12 protein-coding genes are annotated in these 11,965 nt (G+C 63.0%); 5 read left to right on the top strand and 7 right to left on the bottom strand.

Annotation, left to right across the window (positions count from 1 at the left end; all coding sequences use genetic code 11):
• Positions 1 to 13 precede the first annotated feature (13 nt).
• The 5 genes from PPGU16_RS36550 to PPGU16_RS36530 are packed head-to-tail and all read left to right on the top strand — an operon-like array spanning position 14 to position 5,208.
• Positions 14 to 724 (top strand): HAD-IA family hydrolase, encoded by a 711-nt coding sequence (locus PPGU16_RS36550; RefSeq protein WP_035995617.1) that lies wholly within the window; start codon positions 14 to 16, stop codon positions 722 to 724.
• A 2-nt stretch (positions 725 to 726) separates the two neighbouring features.
• Complete coding sequence (locus tag PPGU16_RS36545) at positions 727 to 2,058, top strand: NAD(P)/FAD-dependent oxidoreductase (protein WP_180725693.1); 1,332 nt, start codon at positions 727 to 729, stop codon at positions 2,056 to 2,058.
• 38 nt (positions 2,059 to 2,096) lie between these two features.
• A complete protein-coding gene (locus tag PPGU16_RS36540; RefSeq protein WP_243460681.1) occupies positions 2,097 to 2,966 on the top strand; it encodes an ABC transporter permease in 870 nt (289 codons plus the stop codon).
• Positions 2,963 to 3,760, top strand: coding sequence for an ABC transporter permease (locus tag PPGU16_RS36535; protein ID WP_180725691.1), 798 nt, complete (start codon positions 2,963 to 2,965; stop codon positions 3,758 to 3,760). Before PPGU16_RS36540 ends, PPGU16_RS36535 begins: the two co-directional genes overlap by 4 nt.
• Positions 3,761 to 3,780: 20 nt before the next feature.
• Entirely contained in the window at positions 3,781 to 5,208 is a 1,428-nt protein-coding gene (locus PPGU16_RS36530; RefSeq protein WP_180725690.1) for an aldehyde dehydrogenase family protein, read from the top strand.
• A gap of 60 nt (positions 5,209 to 5,268) precedes the next feature.
• Here the strand turns inward: PPGU16_RS36530 and PPGU16_RS36525 are convergent, their stop codons facing one another.
• From PPGU16_RS36525 to PPGU16_RS36495, 7 genes are all read right to left on the bottom strand, one after another.
• Complete coding sequence (locus PPGU16_RS36525) at positions 5,269 to 5,688, bottom strand: type II toxin-antitoxin system HicB family antitoxin (RefSeq protein WP_035995606.1); 420 nt, start codon at positions 5,686 to 5,688, stop codon at positions 5,269 to 5,271.
• A gap of 24 nt (positions 5,689 to 5,712) precedes the next feature.
• Positions 5,713 to 5,952: a hypothetical protein gene (locus tag PPGU16_RS36520; RefSeq protein WP_345961192.1), complete on the bottom strand. Its 240-nt coding sequence runs from the start codon at positions 5,950 to 5,952 to the stop codon at positions 5,713 to 5,715.
• Between the two features lie 120 nt (positions 5,953 to 6,072).
• The gene (locus PPGU16_RS36515) at positions 6,073 to 7,758 is read right to left on the bottom strand and encodes a GMC family oxidoreductase (RefSeq protein ID WP_180725689.1); all 1,686 of its coding nucleotides are present in this window, start codon (positions 7,756 to 7,758) and stop codon (positions 6,073 to 6,075) included.
• A 112-nt stretch (positions 7,759 to 7,870) separates the two neighbouring features.
• The gene (locus tag PPGU16_RS36510; RefSeq protein WP_180727196.1) at positions 7,871 to 8,881 is read right to left on the bottom strand and encodes an ABC transporter substrate-binding protein; all 1,011 of its coding nucleotides are present in this window, start codon (positions 8,879 to 8,881) and stop codon (positions 7,871 to 7,873) included.
• 250 nt (positions 8,882 to 9,131) lie between these two features.
• On the bottom strand, positions 9,132 to 9,476 hold the full coding sequence (locus tag PPGU16_RS36505; RefSeq protein WP_180725688.1) for a cupin domain-containing protein: 345 nt from the start codon (positions 9,474 to 9,476) through the stop codon (positions 9,132 to 9,134).
• 40 nt (positions 9,477 to 9,516) lie between these two features.
• Positions 9,517 to 10,494 carry a M14 family metallopeptidase gene (locus PPGU16_RS36500; RefSeq protein WP_180725687.1) on the bottom strand — a complete coding sequence of 326 codons (978 nt, stop codon included), beginning with the start codon at positions 10,492 to 10,494 and terminating at the stop codon, positions 9,517 to 9,519.
• Positions 10,491 to 11,963, bottom strand: coding sequence for an NAD-dependent succinate-semialdehyde dehydrogenase (locus PPGU16_RS36495; RefSeq protein WP_180725686.1), 1,473 nt, complete (start codon positions 11,961 to 11,963; stop codon positions 10,491 to 10,493). The genes PPGU16_RS36500 and PPGU16_RS36495 overlap by 4 nt, the downstream gene beginning before the upstream one ends.
• Positions 11,964 to 11,965: the final 2 nt, after the last annotated feature.

Here is an 11,965-nt window from a genome sequence, read left to right as displayed (position 1 = left end):
AAAGGATGATGCAATGAAGCTCACCGATTTCAAGGTTCTGACGTTCGATGTCGTCGGCACGCTGATCAACTTCGAAAAGGGCGTGCTCGCCTCGATACGGCGTCTGGGCGGCGCAAAAGCGAAAGACCTGACCGACGAAGCAATCTTCGAGCCGTACATGCGCGGCCGCGCGACCTATCCGGGCCGCTCGAGCCATGAAATGGCCAACGTCTATCTGTACGTCGCGAAAGAACTCGGCCTGCCCGATGACGCGCAATCGGCCGCTGCGTTCCAGCGCGACGTGCTCGACTGGCCCGCATTCGAAGATTCCGTCGCGGCGCTGAAGCGGCTGCGCAAGCACTATCGCCTCGTCGCGATGACGAACGCGGACCGCGTCGCGCTGTCGGCGTATGCGCACACACTCGGCGATCCGTTCGACGACACGGTCTGCTGCGACGAAACGGGTGTGGCGAAACCCGATCCGCAGTTCTTCGCGTACAACCGCGGACGCCAGGCGGCATTCGGCTACAAGTTCGGCGAAATCCTGCATACCGCGCAAAGCCAGTATCACGACATCGGCATCGCGACGAAGCTCGGCTACGCGACCTGCTGGATCGAGCGTCGTCAGGGTTTGAAGGGTTTTGGCGCAACACCCGTCCCCGAAGCCGTCACCGAACCGACGTTCAAGTTCGCGACGCTCGCCGCGCTGGCGGATGCCGTCGAAGCCGAAGCGCGCGCCGCCTGATCATGCTCGCGCCGACGACACCGCACCGGCCGCAGCCGGACTCGCTCTGGCGGGCGATGGCGGCGCGCTCGCCCGTCGCGGATGCGTCCGTCAGCACGGGCGCGCCGCTCGCGCGCGATCTGATCGTCGATGTCGCGATCATCGGCGCGGGTTACTCGGGTCTCGCCGCCGCGTATGCGTTGCAAAAGCGCGGTGTCGATTGCGCGGTGTTCGACGCGAATCCCGTCGGCTGGGGCGCGAGCGGACGCAATGGCGGCGTGGTGTCGTCGAAATTCAGACTGTCGTTTCCGTCGATTGCGAGCGCGTACGATCTCGATACCGCGAGGCGTATGCACCGGCTCGCACATGACGGCGTGCGCGTGGTCGAGCAGTTCGTCGATGAATTCAAGCTCGAGCGTGCGCGCTTCGAACATACGGGCAGCCTGCGTTGCGCGCATACCGAGCGCGCGTTCGCGTCGATTCGCGCGGAAGCCGACTGGGTTCGCACGCAACTCGGCGACGGCTCGATGAGCGTGCTGTCGCGCGCGGAAATCACGCATGAGACAGGCTCGAACGGTTTTGTCGGCGGCGTGCTGAGCGCCGATGCAGGCACGATCCTGCCGCTCGAATACGTATGCGGCATCGCGCGTGCGCTGACGGCGCGCGGCGTACCGATCTACGAATCGACGCCGATCCTCGACATGACGCGCGTGCAGGACGGTGTGATGCTGCGCGCGCCGGGCGGTAGCGTGCGCGCGAAGCAGGTGATCGTCGCGACCAATGCCTACTCGAATCTCACGCAGGCCACGTCTTCGTATCAGCGCGAACTCGTGCCGTTTCGCAGCGCGATGATAGCGACGGAAAGATTGTCGCCGGAACTCGACGCGAAGCTGATGGTCAACGGGCGCAGCTACACCGAAACGCGCCGCATGATGAAGTGGTTTCGCAAGGTGGATGGCCGCATGCTGTTCGGCGGCCGCGATGCGTTCGGCAAGGAAGGGCAGGCCACGGGCTTCGATGCGTTGCAGCGCGCGATGGTCGCGCTCTTTCCGGATCTTGCGGGCGTGCGTGTCGAGTACGGCTGGTCGGGCTATGTGGGCATGACATTCAACGCGTTGCCGCATGTCGGCCGCAGCGACGACGTCACGACATTCTGTCTCGGGTATAACGGAGCAGGTGTCGCGATGGCGAGCCTGATCGGCCAGCATGCCGCTGCGCTGGCGCTCGGCGAGAAGCCCGAGCTGGCGTTGCTGGCGCAGCAAGGCTTGCGGCCGGTGCCGTTTCATTCGCTGCGCGCGCCGGGCGTCAGGCTCGTCGCCGCGTGGTATCAGTTTCTCGACGCAGTGGGTGCATGATGACGACAGCCAAACACGTTTTCCAGGAACAGACTGTGATGCAGGCCACTACGATCGATCCGTCGGTACGTCACCAGCAGCGCGAAGACCGCGCGATGCTGCTGCTGATGGCGCCCGCGCTGCTCGTCGTCGTGGTGTTGCTGGTGGTGCCGCTGGCGTGGCTTTCGTGGCAGTCGATCTATCACGACGGCGCGTTCACCCTCGTCAACTATCGGCGCGTTTTTACGGGCACGTATCTCGACACGTTTCTGATGACGTTCAAGCTGAGCATCATCGTGACAGGCATTACGCTGCTGCTCGGTTATCCCGTGGCGTATTTCGCCGCATCCGTGCCGCCGAAATGGAGCGCGCTGATACTCGGCATGGTGATTCTGCCGTTCTGGACCAGTGTGCTCGTGCGCACGTACGCATGGCTCGTGCTGCTGCAACGCACGGGGCTCGTGAACAAGGCGCTGCTGTCGATGGGTTTGATCGACCGGCCGTTGCAGCTTTCGTACAACCAGTTCGGCACGATCGTCGCGATGGTGCACATCCTGTTGCCGTTCATGGTGCTGCCGTTGTACTCCGCGATGCAGAAGATTCCCGGCAACCTGTCGCAAGCGGGCGCGAGTCTTGGCGGCTCGCCGTTGCATGTGTTCTGGCGCGTGTTCCTGCCGCTATCGATGAGCGGCGTCGTCGCGGGCGTGACGCTCGTGTTCGTGCTGTGCCTCGGTTTTTACATCACGCCTGAGCTGATGGGCGGCGGCAAGTCGATCATGGTGTCGATGGTCGTGAGCCGCAATGTCGAGATCTACAACAGTTGGGGCGCGGCGAGTGCGGTGAGCGTCGTGTTGCTGGTCTGCGTGTTCGCGATCTTCTATGCGGCGAGCCGCGTGATTCCACTCGAAAAGACCCTGGGCGCAAAATGAACAAGCTCTCATTCGGAAGGCTGACGCTCGGTGCGGGCGTCGTGCTGATCCTCGTGTTTCTGATGCTGCCCGTGGTAATCGTCGTGCCGCTGTCGTTCTCCGATACGCGCTTCATGACGTTTCCGCCGCCGGCGTATTCGCTGCGCTGGTATCACTCGTTCTTCGACAACCCCGCGTGGATCGACGCGGCACGCGTGACGCTGACGGCCTCCGTGTGCGCCGCGCTGATCGCCACGCCGCTCGGCATTGCGGCTGCGTATGGTATCCAGCATGGCTCGCACTGGTCGATGCGCTATCTGCGCACGCTGCTGATGCTGCCGTTGATGGTCCCCATCATCATCGTCGCGGTGGGCGTGTTCTTCGTGTTCACACAGGCCGGGTATGTGAACACGCTCACCGGGTTGATCGTCGCCGATACGATGCTTGGCTTGCCGTATGTGCTGATCTCGGTGGGCGCTGATTTGCGGACTTTCGATCGCACGCAGGAAATGGTCGCGCGCAGCCTCGGCATGAACCGCTTTCGCAGCTTCATGACGGTGACGCTGCCGCAGATCAAGGCGAGCGTGATCTCCGGCGCGGTGTTCGTGTTCATTCAGGCGCTCGATGAAACGGTCGTCGCGCTGTTCATTTCGGGCGGCTCGAACCAGACGCTGACGCGGCGCATGTTCGTCACGTTGCGCGACGAAATCGATCCGACCATCGCCGCGATCAGCACGATGCTGACGGCGCTGACGCTGTGCCTCGTGATGATCGTCGTCGTGAGTCGCCGTTCGTCGACCGTCGCGCGGGCCTGATTTCTTTCTACGGAAACCGGATGTCCAATTCACTGAAGTTCTATATCGACGGCGCTTGGGTCGAGCCGTCCAGCAACGCGCGTCTGCCTGTCATCGATCCCTGCACCGAAGAACCGTTCGCTGACGTGGCGCTCGGCAATGCGCAGGATGTCGAGCGCGCCGTCGCGGCGGCGAAGCGTGCTTTTGCGTCGTTTTCAAAGACACAGCCAGAGGAGCGCGTCGCGTTGATCCGGCGCATTCTCGATGCGTATCTCGAACGTTATGACGAGATGGCCGAGACGATCATGCGCGAAATCGGCGCGCCCGCGAAGCTCTCGCATGCGTGGCAGGCGGGTCTTGGCAAGCGGCATCTGGAAGAAGTGCTGCGCACGTGCGAGACCTTCGAATGGCAGCGCAAGAAGGGCACGACGCTGATCAATCACGAGCCCGTTGGCGTCGTCGCGTTGATTACGCCGTGGAACTGGCCGATCAACCAGATCGTCTGCAAGGTCGCGCCGGCGATCGCGGCGGGCTGCACGATGGTGTTGAAGCCCAGCGAGGTCTCGCCGCTCAATGCGGTGCTGTTCGCCGAGATCATCGATGCCGCTGGCGTGCCCGCTGGCGTGTTCAACCTGGTCAACGGCGACGGGCCGACGGTGGGCGCCGCGCTGTGCGCCCATCCCGATGTCGACATGGTGTCGTTCACGGGTTCGACGCGCGCGGGCATCGAGATCGCGAAGCTCGCTGCGCCGACTGTCAAGCGCGTGCACCAGGAACTGGGCGGCAAGTCGGCGAACATCCTGCTCGACGACGCCGATTTCGAAACGGCCGTGACAGCCGGCGTCAATTCGTGCTTCGGCAATAGCGGCCAGTCGTGCAATGCGCCGACGCGCATGCTCGTGCCCGCGTCACGCCACGACGAAGTGGTCGAGATCGCGCGGCGCGCGGCGGAGGCGCATCGGGTCGGCCCGGCCGACGCCGCGGATACGACGATGGGCCCGGTGGTCAGCGACGTGCAGTTCGGGCGCGTGCAGCGGCTGATCGCAATCGGTATCGACGAAGGCGCGCAACTGGTGGCGGGCGGCGTTGGGCGTCCCGATGGATTGACGCGCGGCTATTACGTGAAGCCGACCGTGTTCGCGAACGTCGATCCGTCGATGACGATTGCTCGCGACGAGATATTCGGCCCCGTGCTGGCGATCATGCCGTATCGCGATGAAGAAGACGCGATTGCGATCGCCAACGACACGCCGTTTGGATTGGCGGCATATGTGCAGTCGGCGGATATCGAGCGGGCGCGGCGAGTCGGGTTCAGGATGCGCGCGGGCAGCGTGTATCTGAACTATCCGGCGTGGGATGCGGGGTCGCCGTTCGGCGGGTACAAGCAGTCGGGGAACGGGCGCGAGTATGGCGAGTGGGGGCTGGAGGCGTTTCTGGAGGTGAAGGGGGTGGTGGGGTTTGGGGAGTGAGAGACGGAATGGAAGGCTCCATTGACGCGGGAGCTTCCATCCCGGGAATGGCGGCGCGTATTACACCGCCCGAACATCGAGACGCTTGCCCAATACCGCAAACGCCGATTCGACCATCTCGATCTTCGATGAATGGCCGAAGTTCAGAAGTCGATCGACCTGCACCTGATTGACGCTGAGCCGCCGGGCGAGTTCAGCCTTTCGCACGTTCTGGCGGAGCATTTCATCCGCGAGCAGCACCTTTGCGGTGACGAGTGCCGGCAACGTGACGACGGGTTGCCCGCGTTTGGCCTTCGAAGGCATCGGGATGCTGCGCTTCTCCGCGAAGTAGATTTCGAACGCGGCCTCCAGCGCATCCAGCGCTTGTACTTTCGCGTCCTCTTCGTCGTCACCGACGGTGATGGCTTCCGGAACATCCGGAAACGTGACGAGCAGCGTGCCGTTGTCGTCGGGTGTCAGGCTGATCGGGTAGCTGAGCATACGTGTGTCGTGGTTTGCCATTCTTCAAAGAACATGGACGTGATACGCGAGTGAGAGAGCCCGCGTGGGGCTCTCTGCTTCACCTGATACCGAGTTGCTTCCTGATGGCTTCCAGCAGTCCTTTACCCATTCCTTCGCACCGTGATCGGGGAAGATGGTGGTCCTGCCATCGAGCGTCACCCGGTAGTGACTTGAGCCGCTTCGGTGCTTTTCGAACGTCGCGCCTTGCTGCTTCAGCCACTTCCTGAACTCGCTGTATTTCATGTTCTCCCCATGTGGTTAGGAATGGGGAAATTTACAACATAAATGTTGTATTTATAAGTGGAGATATGCAACAAAATTGTTGTATTTTTTCTCAGAGGCAAACCGGGGTATAGGACCGGTTCAGACTCCTCCGGACGCTTTTATCATCCCCGCCACCCTCTCCGCCAACATGATCGTCGGCACATTCGTGTTCGCGCACGGGATAGACGGCATCAGCGACGCATCGCACACATGCAGTCCTTCCACGCCATACACCGCGCCGTCCGCGTCGGTCACGGCCAGCGGATCGTCGGGCGCACCCATCCGGCATGTCCCCGACGGATGCCAGGTGCCGCCAACCGACCGCCTGACGAACTCTGTCATCGCCGCGTCATCGGCCAATAGCTCATCGATCGAAACACCCTGCGTCACCACACGCCGGATCAGCGGCCCACGCAACGGCCCGGCGATATCGAGCAGCGCGCTCAACGCTCCACGCTGAAACGCATTCCACACGCCCGGCACGGCCACAGCCGCGACGCGCGGCGAATAGCTCGACGGAAAAATCGCATCGCGATGCGCGGCCATCGAAGGCGCCGCCAGCGTCTGCGCGCCAAAACGCAACGCGAGCTTCAACCGTTCGAGATCGCGCGGGTCCGATAGCATCGCGAAGTCGACCAGCGGCTCATCGAACGGATTCGCGGACGCGAGCTTCAAAGACCCGCGCGAATACGACTTGTTGACCCAGAAGAAGATCGTCCCCAGCCGATAACCGACCGAATGCCAGCCCGAGCGCGACAGGATCGCCCCGTGCATGTCGCCGGGCACCGTATCGGGCACGCCGGAAGAAAAGCGCACGATCGCCTGTTCGTGATGCTCGTCGGGAAACGGCGTGCGCGCCGCGCGCGGCAGAAACGCCGACACGGCAATCGACGGATGCTCCATCAGATTGCGTCCCACGCCCGCGCGGTCCGCGCGCACCTCGATGCCGAGCGCAGTGAGATCGCTGGCGGGACCGATGCCGCTTCTGAGCAGCAGCGCCGGACTATGAATCGCGCCCGCGCTTACGATCACGCGGGCTGCGTTTAGATCCTCATGTGTGCCGTCCGCTCGCAAGACCCGCGCACCTATCGCGCGCTGCCCGTCGAACAAGATCCGGTCGACGACAAGGCCCGTACGTATCGACAGGTTCTTGCGCGCGCGCACGGTATCGTCGAGGTAACAGACGGAAGTCGGAATGCGCTCGCCGGTCTCGCTCACAGCAATCGAGCCGACGAACGTGCCGTCTTCCCACGGCCCGTTCTGATCGTCGTGCAGCACATGTCCACGCTGTTGCAACGTGCCGAGCACGGCTTGCACGAATGGCGAGATGCGCGGCCAGCGCGTGCGTTGAATACGCACAGGTCCATTCGCACCGTGCAATTCACCGCTGAAATCGCAATCGGATTCGAGCTTGCGAAAGTAGGGCAGGCATGCCTGCCAGTTCCAGCCACGCGCGCCGAGCGCTTCCCACTCATCGTAATCGGCGGGCGCGCCGCGGTTGGCCATCAGCGCATTGATCGCCGAGCCGCCGCCCAGCAGCTTCGCCTGTTCATAGCGGCGTAGCGCCGCTGGCGCGCTCATGCGCGCTTTCAGTTGCTGCCAGATGTTGCTGGTGTCGAGATAGGCGCGGCCAGGATAGCGGCTGCGGATCGCAGCGGGCATGGTCGCCTGCGAGATATCGCGGCCCGCTTCGATCAGACATACGGTCTTGCCCGCATCTTCGGACAGTCGCGCAGCCAGCACGCAGCCTGCCGAGCCGCCGCCCAGAATCAGATAGTCGATCACGTCGAGTGTTGTGCGGCGTGTGTCGCCGGCAATGCGTGAAAAGCGATCAAATGAAAAACGCCCGCAACGAACGACGTTCCTGCGGGCGTCTGATGGCCATGCGCGACTAACGTTATTGCATGAACTTCAGCCAGCGCGCCTTGGCCTGAATGCCGGCATCGGAGGCCCACCATTCTTCTGACATCAGCGCCTGCTTCGACGCGTTATCCGGCGAACTCGGCAACTCGCTCGCGCGCTTCGCAGTGATCTTGCCCGTCTTGAACGCCGCGGGGTTGCCCGGACCGTAGTCGATATAGAGCGGCAGATTGGCCTGCAAATCCGGCGACAACGCAGCGTTGACGAATTTGATCGCGTCGGGCAGGTTCGGTGCATTCTTCAGCACGCACAACTGCGTGTTCTGCAGAATGCCGTCGTTGAACGTGAAGTCGACATCGGGATCATCCTTCTTCACGGCGCTGGCGCGGCCGTTCCAGATCATCGTCATGTCCACTTCGCCGTCGTGCAGCAATTGCGCCGACTGGCCGCCCGACGTCCACCACACGGTAATGTCGGGCTTGATCTGCTGCAGCTTCCTGAACGCGCGATCCACATCCAGCGGATAGAGCTTGTCGCGCGGCACGCCGTCTGCCAGCAGCGCCGCTTCGAGCACCGTCTGCGGATCGTTGCGCAGCGCGCGCGTGCCCGGGAAGTTCTTCACGTCCCAGAAGTCTTTCCAGCTTTGCGGCACCTTCTTGAGGTTCTTCTTGTTGTAGCCGATTACCGTCGAATAGAACTCGTACGCAACCGAATACGGCGTGCGATATTTTTCCGGCACAGCTGCCGCGTTCGGGATCTTCGAGAAGTCCAGCTTTTCCAGCAGACCTTCGCGGCCGCCGCGCAGACAGTTCGAAGTCGGCGTATCGACCACGTCCCAGATCGGCTTGCCCGTCGCGCCTTGTGCCTTGATCTGCGGCCAGGCGTCGGGAATGCTGTCCTGGTTGATCGTGATGCCCAGCTGCTTCGCGGCGGGATCGAGGATCGCCTTGGTCTGGGCTTCCTGATACGTGCCGCCTTGTGAGACGAACGTGATTTTCCCCGCCGCGAACGCGGGCGCCATACCCGCGATGCTCAACGCGAGCGTCATAACTAATGGGCGCAACTTCGTTTTATTGATCACGACTTTTTCCTCGACACGGTTGAAGCGAAAGACATCTTCCAGGTCGTGCTGTCGCGCTTCCTGCGTGGCGCAGGAAGCAGAACAACGCGGGATTGATTGAAAATATAGTGAGTCAATTTCGGCGGAGCAACGCCGGAATTGTTGGAGTCCCCATGACGTAGTGTTATGTCAGACGCTTGATGTGCACGTCACCAGGGCTCGCACCGATCGCCTGCCGTCAGAAGATCACGTAGACCTTGCGCATCGTCTCTTCGACTTCCCATGTGCCTTCCGTGTGAGCTTCGAAGAACAGCGTGTCGCCACCCGTGAAGTGAACCGTGTCTTCGCCATCGGGCGTGAAGCGGCCGCGGCCGCTGAGGAAGTGCATCACTTCGGCCTGCTTGACCGAGCGCCGATACGTGCCGGGCGTGCATTCGAAGATGCCCGTATCGACGGTCTCACTGCCGCGAATCACCTTCTGCACGCCCGATACCTGGATCTGCGGCGTGTCTGGAAGACCGGCCGTGCCCCAGTCTTCCAGCCCCTGCAATGCAATGCTTTGTTTGATCTGCTGGACTTTCATCTCGTGTTTTCGTTGACGATGGTTGGAATGACGGCAAAAACTATTGCGTTCGCGCGATGCGCTTCTCGATCTTGCCGAGCCGCACGACGGTCACGCCCGCGCGCAGTTGCCTGAGCGAAGGCATCACGAGCATGCAGTCGGGATAGGGTGTGCGCACGGCTTCGCCGTCCGACCAGGCGATCACGCTGTCCGCTTCAGGAAACACCTCGAGGCCCGTATAGTCGCCAGCGAAGCGAAAGTCGAGGCTCTTCGCCACGACAGGTTCCGTCACGCGCACGATCAGCATTTCGTCGGGCAGCGGCAGCGTCCAGCCTTCGGGCAAGTCGGCTTCATCGACCACGTTGGAGAGCACTAGAAAACGCGCCGTCACATCACGCGCAACGGCGACGGCACCCGCTTCCCAGTGCTGTCCGCACTCGATCAGCAACGCGTTCTTCGCGCTTCGAGCGTCGCCGAAACCTTCGTAATCGCGCATGCGGCGGCCTTCCGGATGGCCTTCGTCGCAGATCACCGTGGCGGGCGTGCCGAGCCGTTCCGACAATGCAATGCCCTTGTCGAGCGGCCCGGCGACGATCAACGGTTTGCTCTTTTCATGCATCGAATGCAGATCGAGCAGCAGATCGACGGTATCGATCACGGGCCGCATCGCGCGTGCGCGGCGCAACTCGCTCGAATCGAGCGCGCTGTTGTCGAGCGTTTGTGCCGTCCACACGCGATTGAAATCCTGATCGACGAAGCGCCCTGCATCCGGCTTCGACGGATCGAAACGCGCATACGCATCGACGTTCGCGAACGCGAGCGTCAGCTTGCCGCGCCGTGGACGCAGCTTCGCGCGCAGCAGCGCATCGACGACGATCGCGCCGCACACCTCGTTGCCATGCGTGAGGGCGTTGATCATCACGTGCGGACCGTCGATGCCCGAATCGAACGTATGCACGTACGCGATACCCGTGTCGCTGCGCTCGTGCGTCGAGATGTCGGGGAATGCGACTTCGATCGGATAGGCCTGCGCGTTCATTCGAGCCCACCCTGGCAGAGATATTTGATCGACAGGTAATCGTCGAGGCCGTATTTCGAGCCTTCGCGACCATAGCCCGATTCCTTCACGCCGCCGAACGGCGCGGCTTCACTCGCGAGCGCACCTTCGTTGATGCCGACGATGCCCGCTTCGAGCTGCCGCGCAACGCGGTCGATGCGCCGCACATCCTGGCTGTAGAAGTACGATGCGAGGCCGAACGGGGTGTCGTTAGCGGCGTGGATCGCTTCGGCTTCGTCATCGAAGCGGAACAGCGGCACGACAGGGCCGAAGGTTTCTTCGCAACTCAGTTGCATGTCGGGCGTCGCATCGGCGAGCACGGTCGGCGCGTAGTAGTTCGTGCCGAGCTCGGATAGACGCTTGCCGCCCGTCAGCACGCGTGCGCCGCGGCTTACGGCGTCGTCGACATGACGCGCGATCTTGTCGATGGCGCGTGCGTTGATCATCGGGCCGATCTGCGCAGCGGGGTCGGTGGCGGGCGCGACCTTCAGCGCGGCAACGCGCGTCGCGAGCAGGTCGGCGAAACGCTCGTACACGCCGGACTGCACGTACACGCGGTTCGGGCACACGCAGGTCTGCCCGCCGTTGCGGAATTTCGAGGCCAGCAGGCCCGCGACGGCGGCATCGAGATCGGCGTCGTCGAATACGATGAAGGGCGCGTTGCCGCCCAGTTCCAGCGACAGCTTCTTCAACGTTTCCGCCGATTCACGCGCCAGATACTTGCCGACGGGCGTCGAACCCGTGAACGTGATCTTGCGCACGCGGCTGTCCGCGAGCCAGTCGCCGACGGCGGGCACCGCGTTTTCACGCGACGCCGAAATGAGGTTCAGCACGCCCGCCGGCACGCCCGCTTCATGCGCGAGCATCACCAGCGCGAGGGCCGTGAGCGGCGTGTCTTCGGCAGGCTTGCCGACGACGGTGCAGCCCGCCGCGAGCGCGGGCGCGATCTTGCGCGCGATCATCGCGAGCGGGAAATTCCACGGCGTGATCGCGGCGACGATGCCGACAGGTTCCTTCACCGCGCTCATGCGCTTGCCGCGCTGCTGCTGCGGAATGATGTCGCCGTAGATACGCGTCGCCTCGTCCGCGAACCACGCCACGTATGACGCGCCGTACATCACCTCGCCGCGTCCTTCGGCGAACGGCTTGCCCTGTTCGAGCGAGATCAGGCGGCCGAGCGCGTCGGCGTTCTCGACCATCAGCGCATGCCAGCGATGCAACACGGCCGCGCGGTCCTTCGGCAATGCATCGCGCCAGGCGGGGAAGGCGCGGGCGGCGGCATCGGTGGCGGCACGCGCGTCGGCGGCGTCGCTATCGGCGACCTGCGCGATCACTTCGCCCGTCGCCGGATTCGTCACGTCGAAGCGCTTGCCTTTGACCGACGCAACCCAGTTGCCGTCGATGAAATTGTCACTGCGGATCAGTTCGCTCAGTTCGTATCGCTTGGTCATCT

The sequence above is a fragment of the Paraburkholderia largidicola genome (genome assembly GCF_013426895.1).
Taxonomy (GTDB): Bacteria; Pseudomonadota; Gammaproteobacteria; order Burkholderiales; family Burkholderiaceae; genus Paraburkholderia; species Paraburkholderia largidicola.
Note: the sequence above shows the minus strand (reverse complement) of the source record. Positions and strands in the feature narration are given on the sequence as shown.

Excerpts from the sequence above, each read along its gene's own strand:
- PPGU16_RS36535 (WP_180725691.1), top strand. The coding sequence starts at position 2,963 with ATGAACAAGCTCTCATTCGGAAGGCTGACGCTCGGTGCGGGCGTCGTG.
- PPGU16_RS36500 (WP_180725687.1), bottom strand. The coding sequence starts at position 10,494 with ATGAACGCGCAGGCCTATCCGATCGAAGTCGCATTCCCCGACATCTCG.
- PPGU16_RS36495 (WP_180725686.1), bottom strand. The coding sequence starts at position 11,963 with ATGACCAAGCGATACGAACTGAGCGAACTGATCCGCAGTGACAATTTC.
- PPGU16_RS36510 (WP_180727196.1), bottom strand. The coding sequence starts at position 8,881 with ATGACGCTCGCGTTGAGCATCGCGGGTATGGCGCCCGCGTTCGCGGCG.
- PPGU16_RS36545 (WP_180725693.1), top strand. The coding sequence starts at position 727 with ATGCTCGCGCCGACGACACCGCACCGGCCGCAGCCGGACTCGCTCTGG.
- PPGU16_RS36550 (WP_035995617.1), top strand. The coding sequence starts at position 14 with ATGAAGCTCACCGATTTCAAGGTTCTGACGTTCGATGTCGTCGGCACG.
- PPGU16_RS36525 (WP_035995606.1), bottom strand. The coding sequence starts at position 5,688 with ATGCTCAGCTACCCGATCAGCCTGACACCCGACGACAACGGCACGCTG.
- PPGU16_RS36520 (WP_345961192.1), bottom strand. The coding sequence starts at position 5,952 with ATGAAATACAGCGAGTTCAGGAAGTGGCTGAAGCAGCAAGGCGCGACG.
- PPGU16_RS36505 (WP_180725688.1), bottom strand. The coding sequence starts at position 9,476 with ATGAAAGTCCAGCAGATCAAACAAAGCATTGCATTGCAGGGGCTGGAA.
- PPGU16_RS36530 (WP_180725690.1), top strand. The coding sequence starts at position 3,781 with ATGTCCAATTCACTGAAGTTCTATATCGACGGCGCTTGGGTCGAGCCG.
- PPGU16_RS36540 (WP_243460681.1), top strand. The coding sequence starts at position 2,097 with ATGCAGGCCACTACGATCGATCCGTCGGTACGTCACCAGCAGCGCGAA.